General features: G+C 46.2%; 22 protein-coding genes and 1 tRNA gene. 15 read left to right on the top strand and 8 right to left on the bottom strand.

The window, feature by feature from the left end; all coding sequences use genetic code 11:
• Positions 1-14 precede the first annotated feature (14 nt).
• The 6 genes from EDI28_RS12970 (at position 15) to EDI28_RS12995 (ending at position 5851) form a co-directional block, all read left to right on the top strand.
• Positions 15-920 (top strand): DMT family transporter, encoded by a 906-nt coding sequence (locus tag EDI28_RS12970; RefSeq protein ID WP_128784299.1) that lies wholly within the window; start codon positions 15-17, stop codon positions 918-920.
• A gap of 426 nt (positions 921-1346) precedes the next feature.
• Positions 1347-1437 (top strand) — tRNA-Ser (locus EDI28_RS12975).
• Positions 1438-1840: 403 nt separating this feature from the next.
• A complete protein-coding gene (locus tag EDI28_RS12980; RefSeq protein ID WP_199287424.1) occupies positions 1841-2737 on the top strand; it encodes a sugar ABC transporter substrate-binding protein in 897 nt (298 codons plus the stop codon).
• Entirely contained in the window at positions 2737-3492 is a 756-nt protein-coding gene (locus EDI28_RS12985) for an ATP-binding cassette domain-containing protein (protein WP_128784300.1), read from the top strand. Before EDI28_RS12980 ends, EDI28_RS12985 begins: the two co-directional genes overlap by 1 nt.
• Positions 3492-4481 (top strand): ABC transporter permease, encoded by a 990-nt coding sequence (locus EDI28_RS12990; RefSeq protein WP_128784301.1) that lies wholly within the window; start codon positions 3492-3494, stop codon positions 4479-4481. The genes EDI28_RS12985 and EDI28_RS12990 overlap by 1 nt, the downstream gene beginning before the upstream one ends.
• Positions 4482-4483: 2 nt before the next feature.
• A complete protein-coding gene (locus EDI28_RS12995) occupies positions 4484-5851 on the top strand; it encodes an alpha-glucosidase/alpha-galactosidase (RefSeq protein WP_128784302.1) in 1368 nt (455 codons plus the stop codon).
• A gap of 158 nt (positions 5852-6009) precedes the next feature.
• On the opposite strand, the gene EDI28_RS13000 is transcribed toward EDI28_RS12995, so the two are convergent.
• Complete coding sequence (locus EDI28_RS13000; protein ID WP_128784303.1) at positions 6010-6726, bottom strand: HAD family hydrolase; 717 nt, start codon at positions 6724-6726, stop codon at positions 6010-6012.
• Between the two features lie 580 nt (positions 6727-7306).
• Between EDI28_RS13000 and EDI28_RS13005 the strand changes: the two genes are divergently transcribed.
• From EDI28_RS13005 to EDI28_RS13025, 5 genes are read left to right on the top strand one after another with little or no spacing between them, the layout of a single operon-like run.
• Positions 7307-9064 (top strand): ABC transporter substrate-binding protein, encoded by a 1758-nt coding sequence (locus EDI28_RS13005; RefSeq protein ID WP_128784304.1) that lies wholly within the window; start codon positions 7307-7309, stop codon positions 9062-9064.
• Between the two features lie 16 nt (positions 9065-9080).
• Positions 9081-10034, top strand: a complete 954-nt coding sequence (locus EDI28_RS13010; RefSeq protein ID WP_128784305.1) for an ABC transporter permease — start codon at positions 9081-9083, stop codon at positions 10032-10034.
• A 12-nt stretch (positions 10035-10046) separates the two neighbouring features.
• A complete protein-coding gene (locus EDI28_RS13015; protein ID WP_128784306.1) occupies positions 10047-10940 on the top strand; it encodes an ABC transporter permease in 894 nt (297 codons plus the stop codon).
• Between the two features lies 1 nt (position 10941).
• Positions 10942-11928: an ABC transporter ATP-binding protein gene (locus EDI28_RS13020; RefSeq protein WP_128784307.1), complete on the top strand. Its 987-nt coding sequence runs from the start codon at positions 10942-10944 to the stop codon at positions 11926-11928.
• On the top strand, positions 11925-12899 hold the full coding sequence (locus tag EDI28_RS13025) for an ABC transporter ATP-binding protein (RefSeq protein WP_128784308.1): 975 nt from the start codon (positions 11925-11927) through the stop codon (positions 12897-12899). Before EDI28_RS13020 ends, EDI28_RS13025 begins: the two co-directional genes overlap by 4 nt.
• Before the next feature lie 87 nt (positions 12900-12986).
• Here the strand turns inward: EDI28_RS13025 and EDI28_RS13030 are convergent, their stop codons facing one another.
• Positions 12987-13910: a histone deacetylase family protein gene (locus EDI28_RS13030; RefSeq protein WP_128784309.1), complete on the bottom strand. Its 924-nt coding sequence runs from the start codon at positions 13908-13910 to the stop codon at positions 12987-12989.
• Between the two features lie 128 nt (positions 13911-14038).
• Here EDI28_RS13030 and EDI28_RS13035 point away from each other — a divergent pair, with 128 nt between their 5' ends.
• Entirely contained in the window at positions 14039-14380 is a 342-nt protein-coding gene (locus tag EDI28_RS13035; protein ID WP_128784310.1) for a histidine triad nucleotide-binding protein, read from the top strand.
• A gap of 17 nt (positions 14381-14397) precedes the next feature.
• Here EDI28_RS13035 and EDI28_RS13040 read toward each other — a convergent pair whose 3' ends face one another.
• Complete coding sequence (locus EDI28_RS13040) at positions 14398-15321, bottom strand: DMT family transporter (RefSeq protein ID WP_233353363.1); 924 nt, start codon at positions 15319-15321, stop codon at positions 14398-14400.
• A 240-nt stretch (positions 15322-15561) separates the two neighbouring features.
• Between EDI28_RS13040 and EDI28_RS13045 the strand changes: the two genes are divergently transcribed.
• Positions 15562-16176, top strand: a complete 615-nt coding sequence (locus tag EDI28_RS13045; RefSeq protein WP_128784311.1) for a TetR/AcrR family transcriptional regulator — start codon at positions 15562-15564, stop codon at positions 16174-16176.
• A gap of 113 nt (positions 16177-16289) precedes the next feature.
• Here EDI28_RS13045 and EDI28_RS13050 read toward each other — a convergent pair whose 3' ends face one another.
• Positions 16290-17654, bottom strand: a complete 1365-nt coding sequence (locus tag EDI28_RS13050) for an 8-oxoguanine deaminase (protein ID WP_128784312.1) — start codon at positions 17652-17654, stop codon at positions 16290-16292.
• A 248-nt stretch (positions 17655-17902) separates the two neighbouring features.
• On the opposite strand from EDI28_RS13050, the gene EDI28_RS13055 reads away from it, so the two are divergent.
• Positions 17903-18397 carry a PaaI family thioesterase gene (locus EDI28_RS13055; protein WP_128784313.1) on the top strand — a complete coding sequence of 165 codons (495 nt, stop codon included), beginning with the start codon at positions 17903-17905 and terminating at the stop codon, positions 18395-18397.
• Positions 18398-18422: 25 nt separating this feature from the next.
• Here EDI28_RS13055 and EDI28_RS13060 read toward each other — a convergent pair whose 3' ends face one another.
• The 3 genes from EDI28_RS13060 to EDI28_RS13070 form a co-directional block, all read right to left on the bottom strand.
• Complete coding sequence (locus EDI28_RS13060) at positions 18423-19301, bottom strand: hypothetical protein (protein WP_128784314.1); 879 nt, start codon at positions 19299-19301, stop codon at positions 18423-18425.
• A 473-nt stretch (positions 19302-19774) separates the two neighbouring features.
• Positions 19775-21253 (bottom strand): peptide MFS transporter, encoded by a 1479-nt coding sequence (locus tag EDI28_RS13065; RefSeq protein ID WP_128784315.1) that lies wholly within the window; start codon positions 21251-21253, stop codon positions 19775-19777.
• A gap of 580 nt (positions 21254-21833) precedes the next feature.
• Entirely contained in the window at positions 21834-23312 is a 1479-nt protein-coding gene (locus EDI28_RS13070) for a peptide MFS transporter (RefSeq protein WP_128784316.1), read from the bottom strand.
• Between the two features lie 779 nt (positions 23313-24091).
• Between EDI28_RS13070 and EDI28_RS13075 the strand changes: the two genes are divergently transcribed.
• Positions 24092-26050, top strand: coding sequence for a CHASE3 domain-containing protein (locus EDI28_RS13075; RefSeq protein WP_128784317.1), 1959 nt, complete (start codon positions 24092-24094; stop codon positions 26048-26050).
• 109 nt (positions 26051-26159) lie between these two features.
• Here the strand turns inward: EDI28_RS13075 and bfr are convergent, their stop codons facing one another.
• A complete protein-coding gene (gene bfr, locus EDI28_RS13080; RefSeq protein WP_128784318.1) occupies positions 26160-26630 on the bottom strand; it encodes a bacterioferritin in 471 nt (156 codons plus the stop codon).
• Positions 26631-26633: the final 3 nt, after the last annotated feature.

Here is a 26633-nt window from a genome sequence, read left to right on the forward strand (position 1 = left end):
GAAAGGAAATAGTGATGGTTGCTCGCATGATACCGTTTATCTTTGTTGTTCTCTGGAGCTCGGGCTTTATCGGTGCCCGGTTTGGCCTTCCTTATGCGGAGCCTGCCACCTTTCTTTTTCTCAGAATGGCCGCCAATGTTGTGGTATTTATCTTGCTGATGTTCATTCTACGTGCCCATTTACCACGAGGTAAGGCGTTGTTTCATTCGGTGATAGCTGGACTATTGATTCATGGCTTTTATCTTGGCGGTACCTATGAAGCAATTTCACTTGGAATGCCAGCGGGCTTATGTTCGTTGTTGGTAGGGTTACAGCCGATTTTAACGGCGGTGATTATGGTGATGGCTTGGAATGAGCGGATGCGGCTTTCACAGTGGGTTGGTTTGTTGATCGGCTTTGTCGGGATTGGGTTGGTACTGCAAGGAAACATGGAGTGGCAGCATGAGGGGAGCCGTCAGGCCGCTTATGTGTTTACACTTTTCGCTCTGTTGGGGATCACGCTAGGTACCCTCTATCAGAAGAAGTTCTGCCAAGGGGTTGATATGATCGGTGGGGCCGTATGGCAATATACCGCGGCAGCCTTGTTGTTTATGCCCGTTGCGTTGACAACCGAAACGATGGTGGTCAACTGGACGCCTGAGTTTATCTTTGCCTTGGTATGGCTTGTTCTCGTGCTGTCGGGCATCGCAATTATACTGCTTCTATATATGGTTAAGAATGGTGAGGCATCAAAAGTAGCATCAACTTTTTATCTGGTGCCACCTATGACAGCCTTCCAAGCTTGGTTGGTCTTTGGTGAATCATTTGATGGCTATGGAGTTGTTGGATTTTTGCTTGCGGCAGTAGCGGTTTATTTGGTTACTCGAAAGCCAAGGTTGCCTTTAGGTCGTGCACGAGTAGCCGCTCGGGTGGAAAGCTAATTTTTGACTTGTGAATTGAGTCATTAGTAGAGTGGTTAATTGAGACGGTCAGAATTGAAACTCTGACTAATTTCGGCCTGGCGGGAACGTTTATCGTAGATACAGATCATGGATAAATTCGGTGCTCGAAGCCTTTGCAGCACTGCTAAATAGAATGATAATCACGGCGAATAGTTGTATCCCGAACTTCACATAAGCTTCCTTTTTTGTTATTCGTTTCTTATTTTAGTTCACACTGTTCTTTTCGGATGCAACGTCGGAGATTCATTGGGTACTTTTATATGCAAAATGAATGTGCGAGAGAAAATACAGTCAGAAATACATAACCACTGATTGAAATTCAACAATGTTGATTGATAACTAGGCGGTTGGTTCTGTGGGGTATTTACACTTACAAAATGGGTGTGTATTATTCGCCGCACTTACGGAGAGATGGCTGAGTGGTTGAAAGCACCGGTCTTGAAAACCGGCATACGTTTGTAGCGTATCTAGGGTTCAAATCCCTATCTCTCCGCCACATTTAAAAAAGCCAGCTTAATTGCTGGCTTTTTTACATCTGTTGCTTGGTAAAGAGCGAAGTAAATCCGCAATACCCTTGAAGCACTTCGCTACATTCAGAAAGCTCAGCAGAAGTGCTTGGCTAACGCTCAATACTTTTCTTCCTTCTTCTCTTTCTTAGTCTCTGTCGATCTTTTCACTTACTGAGATAGAACTCATAAAAAGAATATTATTTTGATCAAAGATCAATACTCGAGGAGTATTATGTGCAACTCATGGTTATACCAATCTGGAGTATTGTTGTTGTGAGTATTTGTGGCGTTTTATCCTGTAAATCAAAAAAAGCAGTGTTGACTGCTCTTTTGTCGGCTGTGTTCTCGTTATCCGCTTCGACTGCAATGGCTTCTCCGTCAGGGGAGGACATGTCGATTTGGTTTGATGTCGGTGGCCCGGTAGGAGGGCCATACGCGACGGTTGTTCAAAACGGAGCGACACAGGCGGCGGGCGATCTGGGTGTTGATCTACGTGTGATGTACTCTGATTGGCAGCCACAAAAGATGATTGAAAACTTCAAGCTGGCATTGGCAGCCAAACCAACTGGTATCGTAGTGATGGGACATCCTGGTGACAGCGCCTACGAACGTTTGGTTAGCGAAGCGTTTAGCAAAGGTGTTCAGGTCTCCTCTGTTGATACCGCTCTTCCTGGCATTATGGCTGCAGATCAAAGTAAAGGATTTGGCTATGTAGGGGTAAGTAATGCAGTGCGTGGTGTTCATTTGGCCAAAGAAGCATTGCGCCGTGGTCAGTTCAAATCCGGAGACCAAGCGATGGTCTGGGGCATTAAAGATATTGCCGAGCGCAGTGATTCTACCCGTGGGCTGATTAGTACCCTCGAAGAGGCTGGTTTAGCTGTTGATTTCCTGCAGATCTCACCAGAAACAGATAAAGATCCTTCCCTTGGAACCAATGTGATCACGGCATACTTGGCGCGCAACCCAAATGTGAAGTTGATTATGGTGGATCATGGGGCGCTGACCTCGCAAATGGGGAACTTTTTGCGTAATGCCGGGGTTCGCCCGCAAGAGTTGTATGTCGCCGGGTTTAGCCTTTCACCAGCGACTGCGGATGCGATTAAAACTGGTTATGTTCAGCTTGTTGCCGACAGTCAACCGTACTTGATGGGTTACCTGTCGGTAATACAGGTTGTGTTGAGTAAGCGTTATGGGTTCTCAGGTCTGGACATTAATACTGGTGCCGGATTTGTCAGCCAGAGCAATATTGACTTTATTGCCCCATTAGCGGCAAAAGGCATTCGTTAATGACGGAGCGAGTGCTTGAATTGACCGGGTTGAATAAATGGTTTGGCCCTGTTCATGCGTTAAAAGATATTCATTTTTCGCTTAATCGTGGTGAAGTGTGTGCGTTGCTCGGCGACAACGGAGCGGGAAAATCAACCCTTATCAAGCTGATTGCCGGTGCCGAGCAAATTGAGGATGGTCAGTTGTTGATTGGTGGAGAGAAAGTACCGACTCACCGTTATTCGGTACAACAGGCCCGCCAGTTAGGTATTGAAACGGTGTATCAGTCTGGCTCACTCGGTGAGCAGCAGAGCGTTTGGCGCAATTTATTTCTTGGTCGGCATTTTCGCAACAGGCTGGGATTTATTGATTACAAAGAAGAGCGTCGGCAGGCTGCTCAGCTTCTCAAGGCTTTAGATTTTCGTGGTGTCGGAGCCAATATTGATGCGCCGGTGAGTTCGCTCTCAGGTGGTGAACGTCAGGGGTTGGCAATCGGCCGTGCCATGTTATTTGATGCTCGGGTCGTGATATTGGATGAACCGACGACGGCTCTGTCGGTGGGTGAGGTTGAGAAAGTATTGTGCTTTATCGAGACATTAAAGTCGCAGGGCAGAGCATGTTTGCTGATCACCCATAACATGAATGATGCTTACCGTGTTGCCGACCGGTTTGTGGTGATGGATCGCGGCAGTATTGTGGCGGAATACCGAAAATCACAGATGACCCAGTCTTCGCTGCAGCTGGCGTTGTTGGATGCTGTAGGGAGAGGGGCCTGATGAACACTTTCATGTTACGTCATCGGGTTCCGGTGTTAACTGCATTTATCCTTGTAGCTCTCTGGGGGGTATTTACGGTTTCAAGCCCGGATACCTTCCTATATGGCCGTATTTACATTTCATTTATGTCAACAATTCCGTTTACCGCAATGCTGGCTTTTGCATTAACGCTGTTGATTATCGCACGTGAAATCGATATGAGTTTTCCGGCGGTTGTTGCACTGGGCGGCTTTGTCTTTTCAGCCATCTTTCAGGCTACCCAGTCTCCCTTGCTTGCCCTCGGGGGGGCGATTGCTGCGGGTTTGGTTTGCGGTATTCTGAACGGGATACTGGTGGTTTATTTCCGTATTCCTTCGATTATTGCCACCATTGGCACCCAGTTCTTTCTTGGTGGCCTGACAACCGTGCTGGCCGATGGTCTTGCTCTTAGTATTCCGCAGGTGCGCGACAGTTGGATTCATACACTGATGGTCGGGCGTATTGCTGAGGTGGTTCCTGCTCAGGTGTTGTGGGCTCTGTTGATGGTTTTCTTGCTCTGGCTGCTTCTGTCACACCATGTTTTTGGTGATAACGTCAATTTCATTGGTGATAACCCGACGGCTGCACGAATGATGGGCGTGCCGGTTGAACGGACTCGTTTATTACTGTTCATGCTGATGGGGGCAATGTCGGCTCTGGTCGGGGTATTTGTCAGTCTTGAGATGAGCAGCTGGTGGCCTAATCAGGGGCAGGGCTACATGCTATTGGTTTTTGCCTCGGTGTTCATTGGTGGCACCTCTGTTCTTGGGGGGCGCGGTACCTTGATGGGTACACTATTTGGCGCTTGCATTATCGGTATTTTGGAAGCCGGGATAATTAGTGCCGGATTGGCGGGTTTTTGGACTCGCCTGATCTATGGCGTCACCATTCTTGTTTCGTTGATGATCCATAGCATGTTGCTGAAACAGCACATGGGATCATGGCGGCGGCTACTTTTTAATAAGGTATAGATATGACTCAGATAACTATTATCGGTGCGGGCAGTGTGATGTTCACTCGCCAGATTACTTCGGCCTTACTTTCTTATCCTGCTTTGAATGGCATTGACCTGGTGCTGATGGATATCGACTCCGAGGTACTTAAAAGGAGCTATCAGCTTATTAGCAAAATGGTTGATCAAGCTGATATCAGTGTACGGATTAGCATGACCACAAATAGGCGTCAGGCGTTGACTGGTGCTGACTTTGTGATCAATGCCATTCAGGTCGGAGGCTTGGAACCATGGCGGCTGGATATGCAAATACCGGCAAAATACGGTGTGATACAGGAAGTTGGCGACACGATGGGTCCCGGCGGTATTTTTCGGGCTTTACGTCATATTCCTCCGATGCTGGCCATACTGAGAGACATGGAAGAGGTATGCCCCGAGGCGTTGTTCATCAATTACGCCAACCCACTGGCGCCGTTAACCTGGGCGGCAAAGGATTCTAGCCCGATTAAGTCTATCGGTTTGTGTTATGGCGTTCGCTATACTGCGGCTCAGCTTGTCGGGTATCTGGGGGAAGGTGATTGGATCGATCACCCGTCAACCCCCGAGCGCTGGCAGCGACTGATGTATCAAGAGGTTCCTTCGCACATCGATTATGAATTTGCGGGCATTAATCATATGACGTGGATCACCAAGTTAATGGCTAATGGTGAGAATATGCAGCCTAAGATCCGTGAACTGTTTAATAACCCGAAGGTCTATGCCGCTGATGGCGTTCGTTGTGAAGTATTGAAGTTTTTTGGTTTATGGTGCACCGAAAATCATTGGCACTGCAGTGATTACCTGCCTTATTTCCGCAAAAACGAAGAGATGATTAATCACTTCCTTCCTCAACGCTGGGATCTGTTGGCGCTGGAAGAAAAAGTGCATGCTGCGGGAGAGGCTGAAATTGACGCCCAGTTGGCAGGCATACAGAAATTTGTCATCGAACCGAATATGCTCAATGCGCCGAAGTTGATTAACGCGGTGGTAAGTGGTGAACGTGTACGGATCAATGGTAATGTACCTAACCGCCAGTCAGCGGGATTGCTGATCGATAACCTACCTGAAAACTGTGTGGTCGAAGTGCCTATTTGGGTTGATAGCCAAGGGCTTCATCCTCAGAAAATGGGGCGCTTGCCTATGCAGTGTGCCAGCTTGATCAAAACGAATACCGCGGTGCAAGAACTGATTGTAGAAGCGGCATTAACCCATAACCTTGATGCCGCTCGGTATGCATTGGCTCTGGATCCGGTGACGGCAACAGTCTGTACACTGGAGCAAATTGACGGGATGTTTACAGAAATGTTCGCCGCACAACGTCAATGGTTGCCACAGTTTGCCAATGTGTAATACATAGCGTTATGTTCTGTTCTGAGCGGTTAGTTCAGGAATGGTGTATCTCTATTAATCAATTTCAGCTACCAAGTGCCACCTAGTTAAATGCAGCAAATGTATACCGAGTTGCTGATAGCTTATAGGTGGCCATTAAGTATTCTTTGTTAAGATTTTTACTTATCTATATGGGGATTGCATAGAGAGAGTAATTCTTGAGGTGATCGAATAATAAAGTCGGGTTGTGTTGACCAGCTTTCAGGTATCGCACCACTATAAGCCACAGCGACCGAAGTGACCTTGGCACTAGAGGGCATTGTTGCCTGTAGATTTCGGGCAAACTGTACGTCGGCTTCATGGTCACCGATATATACAATTGACTTGTTTTCTAACTCATTAAATATTTGCTTTAAACAAACCACTCCGCTTTCAGGTGCAGGCTTCTGATGGTTGTTAGGTATGTCATCATAACCGATGACTGCATTGAAATAAGAATTAACCTGAGCCTGGGTTAATACATTCATGATGTTTTTTGATGAGTTTTGGGAACAAATTCCGTGTGGCACAGCAGATAATGCACGTACCGTTGAGTCAATTTCTGCGAAAAGTTCGACTGGGGTAGTATTGCTTAGCTGGTGTTCAGCCCACAACGCTCCTGCCGTCAACATTTCAGATTCAGTCATGCCATAGTATTTTACGTAGAGTTCTTGCCAATTTTTTGCAGCATGATTTGCTTCATGGTAAGCGGACTCGCTTTGTAGGTAGCGAGGCAAATTATCTCCTGCTAAATGAGGAGCAACCCTAGATAAAATACTCTTTGTAATATCGATATTCTTAGGGACAGAATTGACAATCGTTCCATCATAATCCCAAAGGATAGCATCAAACCTCATTATTTCTTTTCCTCATAACTGCTGTTTACTGGGCCTAAATATAAATGATTTATGCCGTTAAGTCAGAGAGGTAATGTTCACATAGGGAAATACTGAATTGATCCGGTATTACTCGTTTTTTCATTTCGTCTCATCGCGGTGACTTGTCAATGTATGGGGTGCGCTATTCAGCCCTTTGACTCTTTCTTTTCCACCATGTGGAAATAATATTCTCAGAGCGTTTATCTTGCAGGTTATTTTCTCGCTGTAATGGGGTTAAGCGATATCATTTATCGGATTGGTATAAGTCACTATCATAGCCACATCGGATATTTAGAAATATTTGCATTACCTCCCACTTATGCTGCAATATGCTGTTGCACTTGTTTCAGATGGCTTAATATTCTTTTTATAAATTGGGATTATTGACTCTCTGGCATCCTCGAGTTGCTGAGGTTTTTTCGGGTGAAACTTGGATGTTGAGCCAGTTGCCGCCCGTCTGTTGAGCCCCGGTTTTAGGGCAGAAGGAGACAGCTTTTGCTCAGTAAGTATCGCTCATGGATGTAATACAAAGCATGAGAATTAATTAACAGGAAGTTATATGAAAAAAATCACTTTGTTACCGCTGGCGGCGCTTGTAGCCTCCAGCTTGGCGTTGGCGGATGACATCAAGGTCTTGAAGTTCTCCGAAGACGGCACGCCAACCACTTTTGATCCGGTTCAAGCCGGCACAACATATGCGAACACTGTTACTACTGCAGTTTATGACACACTCTACGAATACAAATATCTGAAATCTCCCTATGAGCTCAAACCTAATCTGGCGGTAGACATGCCACAGGTGTCGGAAGACGGGCTGACCTATACCATTAAGCTAAAGAAAGGCGTGAAGTTTATTGACGACCCTGCGTTTGCTGATGGTAAGGGCCGAGAGGTCACGGCTGCCGATTTTGTTTATTCAATCAAGCGTCACTTTGATCCGAAAAACCGCTCTCAGGGTTCTTGGTTGTGGACGGGCAAGATTGTTGGCGTCGATGACTGGAAAGCCAACGGTTCTGACTACACAAAATCCATTGAAGGCTTGCAAGCCTTAGATGCTCACACCGTACAAATAAAATTGATTAAACCGTTTCCTCAGCTGACTTATACATTGGCGATGGGGTATTCGGGTATCGTGCCTGTTGAAGCGGTTGAAAAGTATGGGCGCGAGTTGTCTGTACACCCGGTAGGCTCTGGGCCATTTAAGGTGGTTTCACATAACAGTACTAAAACGGTGTTGGAAAAAAACACCAATTATCGACAAGAAATTTTTGATGTGGCTGGTTCTGGTTACGATGAAAAAGTGCACGGCTTTACCGGTATCGCTACCTTGGATGGCAAGACGCTTCCGATTGTCGATCGTGTCGAGCTTAATTGGGTGAAACAAGCCTCCGCACGCTGGAACTCTTTCAGCAAAGGGACGGAAATTGTTAATACGACGCTGCAAAATGAGCAGATGAATGAAGTGCTTGCCAGCAAGCACCCTGTAACGCTAAAGCCTGAATACGCAGAGAAGTTTAACTTCCGGGTGAATCCTGAAGCGGGCCTCGTGTATAACTTCTTCAATTTTGACGATGAATACTTCGGTTACTCGGAAGATCCTAAGATCGGTGCCGCCAATAAAGCGCTGCGATGTGCGATTGTGAAGTCATTTAACTGGCCACAGCGAGTTTCTCGTTTCTATCTAGGGATAGGTGAGGCTTATCCTGGTTTCATCGTTCCGGGTACAGACGGTTTTGACCCTGCAATGGATAAGGCTTCTATCAAGCAAGATATTGCCGGGGCCAAGAAACTGCTGAAGGAACATGGTTGGAATAAGCGAAGCCTGCCGGTCTTGTATTTCCCTGGTGTATCGAGCACTCGAAACAAGCAGTTTTTCGAGCAGTTCCGCGGTAACTTGACCAAAATTGGTTATCCGAAGAACAAGATTAAGAATAAATCTTACGCAACTTTCGGCGATTTCAACAAAGATGTGAAGATGAGTAAAACCCAGCTAATTCCTATGGGATGGGGATTAGACTATCCGGATGCTGAGAATACCCTGCAGCTGTTCTATGGTCCAAACCGTTCACCGGGTTCGAATGGTTCGAACTACAACAACCCTGAGTTCAACAAGCTCTACGAGCAAGCTTCTATCATGCAGCCAAGTCCGGAACGTACCGAAATTTATAAGCAGATGAACCAGATGGTTGTCGATGATTGTGTTGGTATCGGCGGTTACTCGCGCACGCGTATTCGTATGTGGCACAAGAATGCCATTATGTGGCCTCAGCGTGACGTAATAGGTAACTATCTAAAATACGTTGATATCAAATCATAACTAAAGCTGGGTCATTATGGAGATTTTAAAACACTGTATCAGGAAGCTGATGTACAGCATCCCTTTGCTTTTTGGGGTGACGCTTATCAGCTTTGTGTTGATGGTTTATTTCGGACCGGACAAGACGTATGACTTGCTGGGCCGTAACCCTACCATCGAAGAGATCAATGAGATCCGGCATCAGCTGGGTTACGACCAGCCTTTCTTTGTGCGCTATTTTGAGTACATCAAAGAAGTCTTGCTGTTTGATTTCGGCTATTCCGATTCAACTGGAGAGAAGGTAACGTCGATTTTGGCGAAAACTATTCCGGTCTCGATCGCCTTGCAGTTGCCCGGATTTATTCTAGGTAACGTGCTGGGGATATTGCTGGCGTTGTTTGCAGCGATGCATCGCTCTACCTGGTTGGATAAATTGATCATGTCATCCTCAGTGGTGGGGATGAGTATCTCGTATCTCATCGTAATCATAACGACGCAGCTGATATTCTGCTCCAGTTATGGCCTGAATCTCTTCCCAGTCTATGGCTGGGAGGTAAATTCCCTTTCGGATTATCTCTATTACATAACGGTACCGACGATTTCATCGGTGTTTGTGGCTCTGGGCTACAACACTCGATTTTATCGAGCTGTGATTGTTGAAGAGACAACCCGAGATCATGTTCGCACAGCCAAAGCATTTGGTCATAGTGCGAGCACGATTTTGTTCAAGCATGTCCTGAGAAACTCCCTGATTCCAATCGTAACTCGCATTGTGTTCTCCATTCCTTTCGTGATTGTAGGCGGTGCGCTGTTGCTGGAAAGTTACTTTGGTATTCCTGGTGTCGGGCTGACTGCCTACGATGCGATTACTACCGGCGATCTGCCTGTCTTGAAGGCGATCATCGTGTTGACTACGTTGATGTTTATCCTTGTTGTGAGCCTGGTGGACATCTTGTATCGCGTCGTCGATCCGCGTATTTCTCTTAAATAAGGACAATAAGCAATGTCGGACGCAATAATGGAACAGGGAAGTAGCGCGGTGGTACCTGCAAAACGTGAATCCCTTTGGACCAAAGCATTTCAAAAATTTATTCGTGACAAGGTCGGTATGATCAGCCTGTCTGTGGTTGGCTTATATCTTCTTATCGCTATTTTGGCGTGGCTAGGGCTGATAGCCCAGGGATGGGATGAACTGCTTGCCGACGGGCAAATGGGACCGACGGCCGAGTATTGGTTCGGTACCAATATTAATGGTCAGGATATTTTCCAACGGGCTATTTACAGTACCAAAACCGCTTTTGAGGTTGGGTTGACCGTTGCTGTTGTGGCCACGATCACGGGCGCGCTGGTAGGTTCGACCACCGGGTATTTTTCGGGAACATGGATTGACGAGCTATTTCTCTGGCTGATGAACTGTCTTGATTGTATTCCATATTATTTGATGGTTGCCGCTTTTGCGGTCGCCCTGGCCGATAACCCTTATGCCATGCATATCGCCATGATGTCCTGTTTTTGGATGGGAACGGCACGGTTGGTGCGGGGTGAGGTGATAAAGCTGAAGAATATGGAGTTTACCGAAGCCGCTCGCTCGTTGGGCGTGCCGGTTTACCGAGTGATCTTCAAACACCTGCTACCCAATACGTCGCACATCCTTCTGGTAGAGATGACACTGTTGTTTATCACTGCCATTAAAAGTGAGGTGATTCTGAGCTTCCTCGGCTTGGGTGTGAAAGACAGTATTAGCTGGGGGCTTATGATCGCTGAGGCCAGTGGTGAGGTGACGGCAGGTTATTTCTGCAACTTCTTCGCCTCTTCAGGCATGCTGTTTGTACTCGTGTTGGCCTTCAACATGTTCTCTGATTCGCTGCAAGACGCGTTGGACCCAAGGAAGATTTGATATGTCTGAGCAAACCCCACTGTTATCGGTGGAGAATCTTACGGTTGAATTCAAGACCGACAAAGGCACGGTTCGCGCGATTAACGGAGTGAACTTTAAGGTGATGCCGGGTGAAACGGTAGCTATAGTCGGCGAGTCCGGCTGTGGTAAATCCGTCAGCTCGTTGTCTATTATGGGCTTGGTGCCATCACCTCCGGGTAAGATTGTTGATGGTAGCATTATTTTCAAAGGCCGTGAGTTGGTGGGCCTGAACGAGAAAGAATATCGCAAAGTTCGTGGTAACGAAATTTCGATGATCTTCCAGGAACCGATGACGGCGTTAAACCCGGTGCTGAGGATCTCGACCCAGATGGTTGATGTGATTCGGCTCCACAACGATGTCAGCAAAAAGCAGGCACGTGCTCGAGCGATCGAGATGCTTGATACTGTCGGAATCCCTTCTCCTAAACAAAGGATTGATCAGTATCCTCATGAACTTTCTGGTGGTATGCGCCAGCGGGTTATGATTGCCATGGCACTGTCATGTGGCCCTGATCTGCTGTTGGCTGATGAGCCGACGACTGCACTGGATGTCACCATTCAGGCTCAGGTAATGGACGAAATGGTTCGGTTGCAAAAAGAGCTGAATATGGCTGTGATCCTGGTTACCCATGATTTGGGTGTCGTGGCTGAGTCATGCCAGCGGGTAGTCGTGATGTACTGCGGTCAAATTATCGAGGAAGGGCCGGTAGAAGCCATTTTCGCCAACCCGAAGCATCCTTATACCAAAGGGCTGTTGGAATCGATCCCGGTTGTGCGGGATAAAAAAGTTCCCCGTTTGCCGACCATCAAAGGGGTTGTTCCTGATCTGCTGCATTTGCCGAACGGTTGCCGTTTTGCCGATCGTTGCGACAAGGTCCATAGCCGCTGTCATGAAGTGGTCCCTGAACTCAGTGGATGTGAAATACACCGGGTCGCCTGTTTTAGCCCGAATGGAGATGTTCAATGAGTGAAGTATTGTTAGAGGTTAACGGCCTCAAGAAACACTTTTCGGCAGGCAGTCGCTTTTTTGGGACACCGGCAACCTGTAAAGCAGTAGATGATGTCAGCTTTACCATTGAACGAGGAAAAACACTTGGCTTAGTCGGTGAGTCAGGTTGCGGTAAGTCAACCTTGGGCCGTTGCGTATTGCGATTGCATGAGCCGACTTCTGGTGAAGTGAAATTGGAGGGGGTGAATATCTCTCAGCTGAGAGGTCGTGACCTCAAGGCGATGCGGCGAGATATTCAGATCATTTTTCAAGATCCCTATGCTTCGCTGAACCCGAGAATGACGATTCATGAGATCCTGCGCGAACCTCTGGATACCCATAAAATCGGTACGGAAGATGAACGAGAAGCCAAAATTGCCGAAGTGATGGCAATTGTTGGTCTTCGTCCACAAGTGCTAAACCGCTATCCCCATGAGTTTTCAGGTGGTCAGCGACAGCGGATCGGTATTGCACGGGCGTTGGTACTTGAGCCAAAGTTCATTGTTGCCGATGAGCCCGTTTCAGCTCTGGACGTATCGGTGCAGGCTCAGGTACTCAATTTGATCGCGGATCTGCAGGAGAAGAAGGGGATTTCCTTCTTGTTTATTGCTCATGATCTTGGTGTGGTTCAGCATATCTGCGACGAGGTCGGTGTCATGTATCTGGGGAGGATTGTCGAAAAAGCGCCGGCGGAAGTGCTCTATCGCAATCCCAAGCACCCATATACCCAGGCATTGCTGTCGGCCATTCCGATCCCGGATCCGACTGCCAGCAAAGAGTCAATGAAGTTGCAGGGGGATGTACCTTCACCATTGGCGCCACCAAGCGGATGTACTTTTAGGACTCGTTGCCCCCATGCGATGAGTCGGTGCAAGGAAGAACGACCAGTTGCTCACAATACGGGTGAGCAAGGCGGAGAGCATCTCGTTGCCTGTCACTTATTTGACTGATTTTTTGCCGAGCAGCAGTTAACGTTACCTAAAGGCCAGCAGCATGCATGAAAGCGATGTTGTTGGCCTTTTTACTTGCTTGTCTTTTTATTTACTGGCTAATACATCGATATGGGCATGGACACTGTGTGCCAGTGCAAGTAGGTCATACCCTCCCTCCAGTACAGACACAACTCTATTATTAGCAAAGCATGCGGCTGCATCCGTGATGAGGCCGGTGACCCAGCGGTAGTCACTTTCATCAAGCAGAAGCTGTCCTAGCGGATCCTCTTTGTGGGCATCGAAACCTGCCGACACAAAGATCATTTGGGGTTGGTGACGGTGCAGTGCCGGCAGCCAGTCGCGTTCGACGGCGAGGCGAAACTCGCTGCCTTTGGTTCCGGCGGTCAGAGGTGAGTTAATAATGTTGGGACGTTGAATATCATAGTATCTCAGAGGATAAAAAGGGTGCTGAAAGGTTGAGCATACCAATACCTCCGGGCGATCTTTGAAGCTATCTATAGTGCCGTTGCAGTGGTGGACGTCAAAATCGAGAACAGCGACTCTTTCTATCTCGGTACGACTTAGCGCATGTTCGATTCCGACCGCAATATTATTGAAAAAACAAAACCCCATGGCTGTGCTTTTTTCAGCATGGTGCCCGGGCGGCCGTACGGCACAGAAGGCATTGGTGATCTTGCTATCGAGCACCATGTCCGTTGCCATGGTTACTGCCCCGGCAGCCAAGCGGGCTGCATGCATGGTGAACGGGTTGAGTGCCGTATCGGGATCGGCGTATACCAGACCAGTCTCTGGCTGGAGGCTGTCGAGCCAGCGAATATATTCGACAGGATGGACTTTTTCCAACATCTCGTCGGAGGCGGCTTGGGCTGCCAGCCATTTTATTCGGTCACCCAACTCGGTTGATGCCAAATACTGTGTTATGGCTCCCAGCCGCTCCGGGCACTCGGGGTGATCCGGGCCCATTACATGCTTTAAGTAATCTCCATGGGTGATAAAAGCCGTGGTCATAGCTAGCAGCTCCTTCCAGCAAATGGCTTTTCCTGTGAAAAGGGGGTAAGCCGTTATGCTTTACTTTCAGGGTTACATATAACGCTTTTAACTATAGTTGAAGCCTACAACACTGAGTGAGGATTCTAATGGATTGTATTTTCTGTAAAATTGCGAGCAAAGCGATTCCGGCGACGTTGATTTATGATGATGATCAGATTGTCGCTTTCCATGATAATGCTCCCCAGGCCCCGACGCATATTTTACTCGTACCGCATCAGCACATCGCTACTATCAACGAACTGGGGAAAGAAAACAGTGATCTAATTAGCCATATGATCCTGACGGCAACCCAGCTGGCTAAGGATTTGTCATTGGCTGACGACGGTTACCGATTGGTGTGGAACTGTAACCGTCAGGGAGGACAAGCAGTATATCATATTCATTTGCATCTGCTCGGAGGGCGCAATATGCACTGGCCTCCGGGGTAAGGCTGCAGGGTTATTGGTTAGCTTGGTATTTTGTGGCGGCGCAAAGCCGAGATCAGTGATGTACCGCCAATCATTACCAGCATTGAAAGCATCACGATAACCACACCAAAACCGACATGCGACCAAGGTTCGATATGGCCGAGAGCACGGTCTACCAGTAGCACCATTACCGGGATCAGGTAGGTGTAGGCAGATACCTGTTCAGGTGCCAAGGAGACGCTGCCTTGCTGGAATAAAAAGAAGCTCAATGCAGTTGCAAAGATCGCCAGATATCCAATACCGAGCCAGATGTCAGTTGAAATTACAGACCAGTTTGTCGTGGTAAGCTGCGGAGCTGCTCCCAGAGTGAGCAGTCCCGTGGCACATACCAGTGTCCAACAGGTCATATGGGTGATTGACTCACCACGATAGAATTTCCTCACTACTATTGGGTTCAGCGCCATCGCCAAACAGCCAAGCAGGTAGATTTTATTTGAGCTAGTCAGAGCAATAGAGCCCGCCGCCGACAGATCACCACGGAAGATGATCAATCCAGCTCCTATCATTCCCCCCAGCAGAGCAACAATAACGGTTAAAGGAGCACGACGTCTGAATATAACGGCGGCCAAAACGGCGCTCATAAGCGGGACCGTTGTATATAGCGCACTGGTATCAAGGGCGCTGGTATCCTGCAGCGCGATAAACATCGTGACGAAGTAGGTCAGTGCCGGCAGACAGATCAAGGTGTAGCGGGCAAAATCTTTGGCTGTTGGTATGCGAAACTGTTTTTGCCCAATTAATAGTCCCACAAATAGCAGGCTGGCAAGCAGGTAGCGTATCCAGGTAACAACCAGAGGGTTCAACTGCGCGGTGATATGGCTGCCAATCGGGAACGAGAGGCTGATCAGTGCTGTGAAGGCAAACATCTTGAGGTGCGCAGTGTGGCTGGCTGTCATTGTCATAGGCAAGTTACTCGTTAAAAAGGTGATAGGGTTCAAATTGCGGACTATTTAATCAATACTTGACCCTGCGGTCAACAATTTTGTGATGTTAATCACGGCAAGGGAGAGCTTTCGCCGTTATCAGAGATCCATTACTATAGAAAAACCAAATATAACAATGTGCTGGCACATTAAATAATGGTCCAGTGTTGTTATTGACCAAGTTAGGTATTTGAATTTATCGGGTAGGCAGGGCTGTCAATGTCACGAATAAGAGAAAAGAATCAAGAGCTGATAATACAGGTTGCTTGCCAGCTTTTTGCTGAGCAAGGCTACGCGGCAACCAAGATGGCTGATATTGCCAAGGCCGCCGATGTACCCAAGCCCAATATCTATTATTATTTCAAAGCCAAGGACAACTTGTACCGAGCCGTCCTCGAGAGCGTTACGCTTCCGTTGCTTGAGGCGTCAAAACCGATTGAGCTGCTTGATGAACCAAGTGAAGCTCTCAGTGAATACATCAAGACCAAGCTGAGAATATCCCGAGATCACCCTTATGCCTCTAAGGCGTTTGCCAATGAGATGATGACTGGTGCCAAGTATCTGCCGGAAGATATTGCCAATAAGCTTCATTGTCAGTCTGAGATGATCATTGCTAAATTTGAACGTTGGATTGAGCGCGGTGCGATGGCACGCGTATCTCCGCATCATTTGATGTTTACGATTTGGGCTGCAACGCAAACCTATGCCGATTTCAGTTGGCAGATCTGCAAGGTGATGGACAAACAGCAGCTTGATGATCAAGACTTTGCGGATGCTGCAGAATTTCTGACGCGCTTGGTAATTAACGGTTGTCAGATAGACCAGTTGAAGTAGGTATTTTTCGCCAGTCCCAGTCCCAGTCCCAGTCCCAGTTTCAGTACTAGTCGCAAGCCAGCCATTGGTGTGGCTGGCTTGGTTTTTTGGTCAAGAGTATTGCTACACAAGAGTTACATCAGTGCTTGAGCTTTCCGGGCGAGTCGCTTGGCCGCATTACGGTGCTTAGACAATAGTTGCTCGAGGTCGACACCGAGTACATGTCCATCATGTACTCGCCACTGCCCGGCAACCATCACCCGATCAGCCTGGTAGGCTCCGCACAGAATCAATGCGGCAAGCGGGTCGTGGGAACCGGAAAAACGAATATCATCCAATTTGAACATGGCAATATCAGCCTGCTTCCCTACTTCCAAAGTGCCGAAATCATCTCGTCCCATTGCCTTGGCCGAGCCAGAGGTGGCCCAGCGTAAGGCATCAAAATGGCTGACATTGGCCGAGCCATAGCGAAGTCGCTGAATATACAACGCCATGCGAACTTCATTGATCAGGTTCGAACCATCATTCGATGCCGAGCCGTCTACCCCCAAGCCAACATTGACACCTGCCGCTTCTAGCTCTTTGTTACGGCATATACCGGAAGCCAACATCATGTTCGAGGACGGACAGTGACAAATGCCGACATTGGCCTTGCCGAGGCGGGCGATTTCCTCTTCATTGAAATGAATGCCATGTGCCAGCCAGGTGCGGTGGTTCAGCCAGCCGACATCTTCGAGATAGTCGACCGGACGGAGGCCAAAACGCTCAAGACAGAAGTCCTCTTCGTCGATGGTTTCGCATAAATGGGTGTGAACCATGACATTTTCGGTTTTGGCAATGCGTGCCGTTTCTTTCATCAGTTCTGTGGTGACAGAGAAAGGCGAGCATGGAGCGAGTGCCAGCTGGATCATGGCACCATCACCGCGCTGGTGGTAATTGCGGATTAGCCGCAGGCTATCATCAATGATGGTTTGTTCGGTCTGAATCGTATGGCGCGGTGGCAAGCCGCCCTCATCTTCCCCAAGGCTCATTGAACCGCGGGTGAAAATGGCTCTAACGGCCAGCTTATTGGCGACTTCAACCTGAAGGTCGATGGCATGTTCAAGGCCGGTTGGTATTAGGTAGTGATGATCAGAAGCAGTGGTGCAGCCGGACATCATCATCTCAACCAGTGCGACTTCTGTTGCCAGGCTCATCATTTCTTCGTCAAGCCCTGCCCAGACCGGGTAGAGAGTTTTAAGCCAGTGGAATAACTCTTTGTTAAGCGCATCGGGGTAGGCGCGTGTCAGTGTCTGGTAAAAGTGATGATGGGCATTGACTAGCCCAGGGGTAACAACATGTTGGCTGGCATCGATAACGGTGTCGATTTTGTGGGAAGGTTCGTGCCCCAAGCTGATCAACTCAATAACCTTGTCACCTTGGATGACTATACCTCCTCGGGCATCTTCATCGTTTCCGGTGTACATTGCTAAAGGGTTTTTAAGCCAGATGGTTTCCATTCATAGTAATCCTTAGCCATCTCAACCTTTTCAGGGGAGAGGGTCTTTATCACATTGCTTGTTAATAGATAGATTGGGTTAAGTGCTATTGCCTACTGCTATTGAGGTAGTTAGCAATATCCACACAGGCTACCAGTTTATTGTGCTTAGTGTCTGCCGTTTTGTTACATTTTTCAAACGTGAGTTTGACTTTTCGTATTTCACAGACTTAACTGGTCTAATGAGTCGGTAATTAAAGAGAGAAGGCAATGGAAAGCAGAGTCGCTCAAGCAAACAAGATGCTGAAACAGTTTGGCAAACATAAGGTTAAGCTAATTGATTATTGTACTCCTGAGATCATGGAGATCAGCGATGATCATCTCTCGTTGAAGATCCCTCTTAATGACAAGACCAAAAATCACCTTGAGAGTATGTATTTCGGGGCTCTGGCTATTGGTGCAGATGTTGCTGCTGGATTGCTGGCAATGGATATGGCGAATAACTCGGGGCTAGACGTATCTCTTGCCTTTAAATCTGTACAAGGTGAATTTTTGCGAAGACCTGAAGATGATGTGATTTTTAGTTGTTACCAGGGGAAAATGATCCGCGAAATGCTTGAGAAGAGTCATCAAACTGGAACAAGAGTGAATGAACCAGTCTCTGTAACCGTCACCTGTCCTGCGCGTGATGGGAATGAACCTGTAGCGACTTTTTCTCTGACACTGTCACTCAAGGTTGTGTCGACATTGGCGACGGCTGAATAAGTATCCTCCTAGACAGCAGTTTTATTTATTGGGTACTCGGTGAGGTGTGTACCCTAAGGCCCAAAAAAGAAGCAATCAGAGTACACTCTAGTCCAAATGGTAAGTAACCTGCGTAGCCAAGCAAAGGCATCTCAAAAAGGTGGAAACGATCGACGAAGGGAATATTGTATTTCCAGGGAGTCATACAACCATAGTTCCATAGCTCCCAAAAAAAGCCACATTGCAGCCCGGCCATTGCCGGAAGACAGAACGGACGCCAGTCACCGTTTTGTAGTACTGAGAAGATAGTTTTCTGACCGGTCAGAGCCTGTAATGATACCAAGACAATTAATGGTGATACCCAGACTAAGGGATAAGAAGAATCAGGCCATGCTCCCAGTGCAAACAGCGAGAGGGTAGAAGTGATTAGCGCCAGCAGTGCCAGCCTTCTTGGGTATGGAACCCTAAACGTCCAATAGCCGGTGTAGGCATGATGTAACTGCTTGAAAGTTGCAATCCAGTAGACGGTACTTAGTACTGCAGGAAGCACCGTTGAAAAAGCCAGGCTAGCGGTTAGTACGCGGGCAAATGGTGTAATGGGAGGCCCTAAGTAATACCAGTTATGTACAAAGTGATTGAGGTATTCGAAAAACCACCAGAATGCAGAGCTGACGAGAAACAGCAGCAGAAACATTTTTGGCCGCTTTAGCATTAGGCAACTTCCGCTGCGTTTTATGCTCAAGGCGTTGATGACCAATATGTACCCAAGCCAGAGTGGCGTGAAGGTATATCGCTGTAATCCCTCCGGCGCATCATTGTTTGCCAAAGCAAGCACCCAGCTTACACCAAGTAGTGCTAACCCCAGCCAACCCCACCAGGGATAGGTGAAATGGGGTGTGGTCGTATTTTCAGGTAGCTTTGGCACACAATAAAACCGATATATAAAGGGTAAAGTGCATACTAATATTAATATGCTTAGGAAGAGGAATATCGGCCATGAAAAGGGAGGTTGTTCCACATAGAGTGTCGAGGGTAACAAGTTCAGGTACGGGGCCAGCGGCTTTCCAGCCCAATATGCTCCACCCAGAGGAGGCAGTACTAATAGTCCCCCGGCGAGTATTACTCTGGCAGGCCACCACCACTTGGAATTACCTATCGCTCTTAGCCCGAAAGCCATTCTTGCCGCCCGATAAATTTCGATGATACAGCTATAATCAAGCTTAGACTTATTTGGCCCAATAATCGTCTTAGGTTGTAGATTTTACAAAGGATGTTGTTAACTTGCCTGCCTAATCGCTTTATTACTTAGGGATAATGTCATTGCAAGTTGAAAATAAAAAGGCCTCTATTCGGAGGCCTAGTTAGAACGATTGTCACAACCAATTAGGTTTAGCCTGATTAGCTCTCAGTTGGTGCCGTTTCCATTTCTTGTTGTGCGGCTTCGCTGCTCTTAAGCATGATGCGGATGATGCGAGAAGCCATCAGTGCAACAACTACCATGACAACGGCCAGAATTGTTAGCGTGCTAAAGTAGCCACCGTATACAGACTGAACAATTTCCTGGGTGATTTCCTGGCCTTTCTCAAGGGCAATCGACGTCGAGAATACGGCACCGACAATACCACTTAGCGCGATAGCGACAGAGAACAGACTGACAGAGAAATTCTCAATGTGCTTCGGTGCGACAGACAGGATGAAGGCAACTACCATACTGCCTACAATGACTTCAGCCAGAGCCAGGAAGAAGTGGATAGCCAGGAATACTTCTGGGCGAATAACCACTTCAGGCCCAATGCTCATAACGGAAACGGTAAGAATGCCGAATGCAATGGCGGTTAGGATGAATGAAAAGCCTACTTTAGTTGCTGTAGAGAAGTTAATTTTTCGCTTCTCAAGAGAAGAGAAGGTCATCGCAATTAGTGGTCCGCCAACAATACACCACAGTGGGTTCATCGCCATTGATGCTTCTGGTGCAATTGGAATGAGTCCAAATAGGTCACCACGCATTGTGTTGATGGTTACCATGGTCATGGATGTCATCATTTGGCCGTAGTAAACGAAGAAGGCGGTTGTTAGCACTGTCATGATAAGAATAGTTCCCATCTTCAGTGCATCGGCCTTCTTGGCCTTAATCATCAACGAGATAAAGTAGCCGATTGCAGCTGCGCCGATGACATAGACAATGTTCTTACCGATATCCATGTTCGAGAACATGAAAAATACCAGGCCAATCATACAAAGAGAGATACCGACAAAAGCAGCTCGGTTCTTCGCGCTTACAGGCTGTTGGTCAATTTCGGCACCGACGCTGACCAAAGGTTTGTGAGAAACCACCAGAATGACAAATGCGATGAATGCCATAGATGCTGACAGGGCAAAGCTGCCGTTAAAGCCAATGGCCAGAACAAACATCGGGAACAGGTATTGACCAAAGAAGGCACCGATATTGTTAACTGAGTAGTTAACTGGATAGCCATTCTCGAAGTCTTCTTCTGTTGCAAAGGTACGTTTGTATAAGCTTGGGTAAGAAGGAGACATTAGGCCGCGGGAATAACTGGCTAGTGCAATACCCACAAGGCTCATAGGAACATTTGATGCAGAGGCACCCAGAACCAGCAGGGTATAACCCGTTGCAAAGCCACCGTAGCTGATTGTCAGCGAGCGATATGCTCCCAAGAACCTATCGGCGATAAATCCGCCGGCAATAGCAAATAAAGGCCCAATAGAAGAAAAGGCACCTACTACCATCATTGTATCAGCTTCACTATAACCGAGATCTTCCAGGAAGAATCGGGTCAAAATTATCATCACGCCGTAAAATGATAGGCCAAACATCATTTGGCAAACCATCATTGACTTATTAAGTCTATTCCACATAACTAAATCTCTTTGTTTATGGATAATGAAAGGAATGTTTGTAAGAAATTGTAATTGCGGGAAGGATATTAACATTACTCATAATATCAAACATTGGTGTTATGTCTCAAAAGCTAATAGATATTCATTATTTATTCTAATGGATTTGCGCAGTATTTCTTATGATTGTTTTGTGTTAAGTTTTTTGAACTTGCTTAAGTGTCGACTTTTAGTTTGTTTAGGCGGGTGATAAGCATTAATTATGCCGTTATTTGTAAGTGGTCTGATGAGGTGGCAGTTTGCTTGATATTAGTTTGGCTTTCCTAAATGTGCGGGTGCTTTGGGTGGTTTATGCAAGGGAATAAGCGACTTTAAAAGCGACTATAAGTTTAACAACCTCTTATAGTGAGAATAATTGTTTGCTTATTTAAATAAGTATTTAGTGCTTGTTAGTTTACGTCATCAATTATTTATTAGTCGTATAAATATATTAAATCAGTATTGGTGTTACCCATGTTGTTATTACAGCCCCCAAAGGCTTCCATGTGGAAGCCTTTGGGGGTAATTGACTAATATTATATTTGAAACTTAGTTTGTGAGCTTAGCTTTCAGCCTGTACCGGTGCTAACTCTTCGCTTGCCGCTTCGCTGCTCTTAAGCATGATGCGGATGATGCGAGATGCCATAAGCGCAACCACTACCATAACAGCTGCCAGAATGGTTAACGTGCTGAAGTAGCCACCGTATACAGACTGGATAATTTCCTGAGTGATTTCCTGCCCTTTTTCAAGGGCTATCGACGTCGAGAATACGGCACCGACAATACCACTTAGCGCGATAGCGACAGAGAACAGGCTAACAGAGAAGTTCTCAATGTGCTTCGGTGCGACAGACAGGATAAAGGCAACAACCATACTACCTACGATAACTTCAGCCAGTGCCTGGAATAAGTGGACAGCCAGGAAGATTTCTGGGCGGATCACAGCATCAGGGCCAACGCCCATTACGGCAGCGGTCAAGATACCGAATGCAATGGCTGTCAGGATGAACGCAAAGCCAACTTTTGTTGCTGTTGAAAAGTTGATGTTGCGTTTCTCAAGTGAAGAGAAAGTCATTGCGATTAGCGGGCCGCCAACGATACACCATAGAGGGTTCATCGCCATTGATGCCTCTGGTGCAAATGGAATGAATCCGAACAGGTCACCACGCATTGTGTTGATGGTTACCATGGTCATGGAGGTCATTATCTGGCCGTAGTAGACGAAGAAGGCGGTTGTTAGCACTGTCATGATAAGGATGGTGCCCATCTTTAGTGCATCAGCTTTCTCTGCTTTGAGCATCAAAGAGACGAAGTAGCCGATTGCCGCCGCGCCGATGACATAAACAATGTTCTTACCGATATCCATGTTGGAGAACATGAAGAATACCAAGCCTATCATACATAGAGAGATACCGATAAAGGCTGCCCAGTTTTTAGGGCTGACTGGCTGCCGGTCAATCTCGGCACCGACACTGACCAAAGGTTTGTGAGAAACAACCAGAGTGGCAAATGCAATGAAGGCTATAATCGCTGATAGCATAAAGCTGCCGTTGAAGCCGATAGCCAGTACAACCATTGGGAACAGGTATTGACCCAGGAAGGAGCCAATGTTGTTTACCGAATAGTTTACCGGATAGCAATTTTCAAAATCTTCTTCGGTTGCAAAGGTACGTTTATATAAGCTTGGGTAGGAAGGAGACATTAGGCCACGGGCATAGCTGGCCAGTGCAATACCGACAAGACTCATTTGAACGTTTGATGCTGAGGCACCCAGTACCAGTAAGGTATAACCCGTTGCAAAACCGCCGAAACTGATAGTCAGAGAGCGGTATGCTCCTAGGAATTTATCAGCGATAAATCCGCCGGCAATAGCAAATAAAGGCCCAATAGAAGAAAAGGCACCGACGACCATCATGGTATTAGCTTCACTATACCCGAGATCATCCAGGAAGAATCGGGTCAAAATTACCATCACGCCGTAAAATGATAGGCCGAACATCATTTGGCAAACCATCATTGACTTATTAAGTCTATTCCACATAACAACATCTCTTTATTAATGGGTAATGAATGCGAATCTTTGTAAGAAACTGTAATTGCGGGGGGATATTAACATTACTGCTAATTTCGAACATTGGCGTTATGTCGCAAAAATTAAGATCTATTCATTATTTATTCTAATTAATGCATAAAGAATATCTTATAGTTCATTTCTTATTAAATGTTGTATTTGTCTAAAGTGTGGGTTTTTAACCTGCTTTCGATGGATATTGTTAATTATTGCACTGTTAGATTCAGGTGGTCTGACAGGGTGATAGATTTGTTAGTATTAGTTTAGATATCCCTATGTGTGGGTTGGTTTATGAACAACATATAGAAGAGTGCTAGAATAATTACGATTTTTATATTCGCTGGTGTTTTGGGGATATAGTGTTAATGAGAGTGAAGTGTGCTGTGATTTTCTAATTAAATAATCATGCTTGATAACAATACTGTTCGAATAGTTATTAATTGATTTTGATTGATTGTTGATTTGGTTATTTAAAATTGTAATTTAAATAATTTTTGCCATACTAGAAAGTGTGTGGTTTTTTCGGTAAATGGTATTTTAAATGAAGTTGTGGAGTGCAGAAATACTATAGGGATGAATTATGAATTATGAATTATGAATTTGTCATAGTTGTTAATATTTAGGATGTTAGGGTTAAATAGTATATCTTAAGTTAGATAGAAGAAAGCCTGTTTATATAGTTAGTCGACTCATTAACCAAGCTTGTTGTTTATTTTGGTTAACTTGAATGATAGAGTTTAGGTGATAATATGAATATATCAAATATTTCTATACGAAATAAGCTAATGCTTGGTAACTGTATAACGATATTCATTCTCGTTGTACTTTTTTATGTCGTTTGGAGCTCAATTAAAACTATGGGCTCGACATCTATAATGGTAGAGCACACATATAAAGTTATTGATAATTCTACTGGCCTAGTTAACTCGATGGTTGATCAGGAAACAGGATTAAGAGGCTTTGCAATTGCGGGGCAAGATGATTATTTAGAACCTTATATTGCAGGTAAAGATACGTTTCAGCAACACTTGAAGATAGTTAAATCACTTACAAGCGACAACCCTGCCCAGCAGAAGCGGTTTGATGATGTTGCAAAAGATGCGACCGACTGGCAAAACTATGCCGAAAGTATTATTACCTTGAGAAAAAATATCCGCGATGGAGAGCGATCCAACCGTGAGCTCAATGCACTGATTTCATCCGGTATCGGAAAGCAGAAAATGGATGGGTTACGTAAAGAGATTGCCTCTGGTGACTTCGGCTATGTAGGAGATGATGTTCTTACGGCCATGATTAATATGGAAACTGGGTTACGCGGATTTATGCTTAATAAGGAAGAGGTTTTTTTAGAACCTTATAATGCTGGCCTGCAGAATCTAGCAAAGCTGTTACCTTCAATACAGGGAACTGAGTTAGATAGAAGTGTGAATGAATGGGTTAATAGTTATGGTGAGAAGGCCATCGGTCTTGTTCGTAAGGCAAGCAAATTCAAGACGGTTGATGATCTCTATCTGGAATTAGCCCAAAAACGTGGAAAAACCTATATGGATGGCTTGCGTGAAAAAGTTGCTACCATCGTAGGTATTGAAAAAGACTTGATGCAACAGCGAGAAGTCGCGTCTGAAAATGCCTCATCTTTGGCCATTATGGTGATTATGGTTGGCGGATTGACTGCTGTTATTGCTTCTTTTGGGATTGGTATAGTGATTTCTAACAGTATTACAAAGCCAATTAGGCAGGCTGTTGATGCGGCTAAACAGTTGGCCCATGGAGATTTGACTATTCAACTTCAACAGGGTGAGAGCAATGAAGTAGGCACCTTGTTAACCGCGTTACAGACCACCGCAGATAGTCTGAAAGGGATTATAGGTAACATGGCTAATGCCAGTGAGCGCCTAGGTAGTGCTTCTGACCACTTGACCTCAATAACATTAAATACAAGCCAGGGAGCCCAGGAGCAGCAGCATATGACCGATCAGGTGGCTGTTGCTATGAACCAGATGTCAATTTCGGTACAAGAAGTTGCTCAAAATGCTGTTCAGGCTGCTCAATTTGCCAATGAGGCTCATAGTGAGGCGCAAATGGGTATTCAGGTTGTTCAGGGCACAATTGAAAGTATTAGCAATCTCGAAGGTGAGATCAATCATACTTCAACAAGACTGGGTGGATTGGCCCAAGAGGCCGATAATATTGGTGGTATCCTCGATGTGATTAGGGGCATTGCTGACCAGACAAACCTACTGGCTTTAAATGCAGCCATTGAGGCAGCTCGTGCTGGAGAGCAAGGGCGTGGGTTCGCGGTTGTTGCCGATGAGGTGCGTGGCCTGGCCAAACGAACTCAAGATTCTACTACTGAGATTCAGGAACTGATTGAGTGTTTGCAGCAGGGAACTCACGAAGTAGTTGCAAGTATGGAAAAGAGTAGCGGCTTTGTGAAAAGTAGTGTGGTAGAAGCCGGTAAGTCAGGTGATGCTTTCAATGCTATTTCTGAGGTTATTTCCAAAATCAATGATATGAACACCCAGAGCGCTAATGCTTCTGAAGAGCAAAGTGTAACGACTGAACAAATCAACCAAAATGTAGTCAGTGTTAACAAGATATCTCAGCAGAGCGCTGTTGATGCTGAGAATACGGTTGAATCTAGTAAGGATCTTGCCAATCTGTCGGTAACATTGCAGGGGATCGTGGGACAATTCAAGGTTCAATAGAGTGGAATGTAGTTTATTCAGTTCAGCTCATTATTTGCTGATGTCGGTTTTGATAACTATAACCGGGGGAGTCCTCCCCCGGATTGTTTTGGTCGAATGAATATTAACTTTAACCCATCTGAGACTGTAAGTAGTTTTGCAAACCTATTTTTTTTATCAGCCCCAGTTGCTTTTCAAGCCAATAAGCATGATCCTCTTCGGTGTCTGCCAGCATGACTTCGAGAATTTCACGAGACTGGTAATCTTGTTCCTCTTCACATACCTTGATTGCTGCTTTGAGAGCCTTATCGACCGAATATTCTAACTGAAGATCATTTGCGAGCATTTCAGGAACATCCTTACCGATTTGCAGATCTTCTCGCTTGGTTATATCCGGTGTGCCTTCGAGAAACAAAATTCGTTCGATTAGACTAGATGCATGACCTTTCTCATCGTCGAACTCGTGATCAATTCGCTCATATAATTTCTCCAGTCCCCAGTCCTGATACATGCGAGAATGGATAAAATATTGGTCCATTGCGGTGAGCTCACCAGCCAATAATGAATTAAGCGTACCGATAATCTTGGTATTACCTTTCATATG

The organism is Photobacterium chitinilyticum (genome assembly GCF_004104355.1).
GTDB lineage: Bacteria > Pseudomonadota > Gammaproteobacteria > Enterobacterales > Vibrionaceae > Photobacterium > Photobacterium chitinilyticum.

Bases quoted from the DNA above. Each gene is read 5' to 3' on its own strand.
- EDI28_RS12970 (WP_128784299.1), top strand. From the start codon at position 15: ATGGTTGCTCGCATGATACCGTTTATCTTTGTTGTTCTCTGGAGCTCG.
- EDI28_RS12980 (WP_199287424.1), top strand. From the start codon at position 1,841: ATGTCGATTTGGTTTGATGTCGGTGGCCCGGTAGGAGGGCCATACGCG.
- EDI28_RS12985 (WP_128784300.1), top strand. From the start codon at position 2,737: ATGACGGAGCGAGTGCTTGAATTGACCGGGTTGAATAAATGGTTTGGC.
- EDI28_RS12990 (WP_128784301.1), top strand. From the start codon at position 3,492: ATGAACACTTTCATGTTACGTCATCGGGTTCCGGTGTTAACTGCATTT.
- EDI28_RS12995 (WP_128784302.1), top strand. From the start codon at position 4,484: ATGACTCAGATAACTATTATCGGTGCGGGCAGTGTGATGTTCACTCGC.
- EDI28_RS13000 (WP_128784303.1), bottom strand. From the start codon at position 6,726: ATGAGGTTTGATGCTATCCTTTGGGATTATGATGGAACGATTGTCAAT.
- EDI28_RS13005 (WP_128784304.1), top strand. From the start codon at position 7,307: ATGAAAAAAATCACTTTGTTACCGCTGGCGGCGCTTGTAGCCTCCAGC.
- EDI28_RS13010 (WP_128784305.1), top strand. From the start codon at position 9,081: ATGGAGATTTTAAAACACTGTATCAGGAAGCTGATGTACAGCATCCCT.
- EDI28_RS13015 (WP_128784306.1), top strand. From the start codon at position 10,047: ATGTCGGACGCAATAATGGAACAGGGAAGTAGCGCGGTGGTACCTGCA.
- EDI28_RS13020 (WP_128784307.1), top strand. From the start codon at position 10,942: ATGTCTGAGCAAACCCCACTGTTATCGGTGGAGAATCTTACGGTTGAA.
- EDI28_RS13025 (WP_128784308.1), top strand. From the start codon at position 11,925: ATGAGTGAAGTATTGTTAGAGGTTAACGGCCTCAAGAAACACTTTTCG.
- EDI28_RS13030 (WP_128784309.1), bottom strand. From the start codon at position 13,910: ATGACCACGGCTTTTATCACCCATGGAGATTACTTAAAGCATGTAATG.
- EDI28_RS13035 (WP_128784310.1), top strand. From the start codon at position 14,039: ATGGATTGTATTTTCTGTAAAATTGCGAGCAAAGCGATTCCGGCGACG.
- EDI28_RS13040 (WP_233353363.1), bottom strand. From the start codon at position 15,321: ATGACAATGACAGCCAGCCACACTGCGCACCTCAAGATGTTTGCCTTC.
- EDI28_RS13045 (WP_128784311.1), top strand. From the start codon at position 15,562: ATGTCACGAATAAGAGAAAAGAATCAAGAGCTGATAATACAGGTTGCT.
- EDI28_RS13050 (WP_128784312.1), bottom strand. From the start codon at position 17,654: ATGGAAACCATCTGGCTTAAAAACCCTTTAGCAATGTACACCGGAAAC.
- EDI28_RS13055 (WP_128784313.1), top strand. From the start codon at position 17,903: ATGGAAAGCAGAGTCGCTCAAGCAAACAAGATGCTGAAACAGTTTGGC.
- EDI28_RS13065 (WP_128784315.1), bottom strand. From the start codon at position 21,253: ATGTGGAATAGACTTAATAAGTCAATGATGGTTTGCCAAATGATGTTT.
- EDI28_RS13070 (WP_128784316.1), bottom strand. From the start codon at position 23,312: ATGTGGAATAGACTTAATAAGTCAATGATGGTTTGCCAAATGATGTTC.
- EDI28_RS13075 (WP_128784317.1), top strand. From the start codon at position 24,092: ATGAATATATCAAATATTTCTATACGAAATAAGCTAATGCTTGGTAAC.
- bfr (WP_128784318.1), bottom strand. From the start codon at position 26,630: ATGAAAGGTAATACCAAGATTATCGGTACGCTTAATTCATTATTGGCT.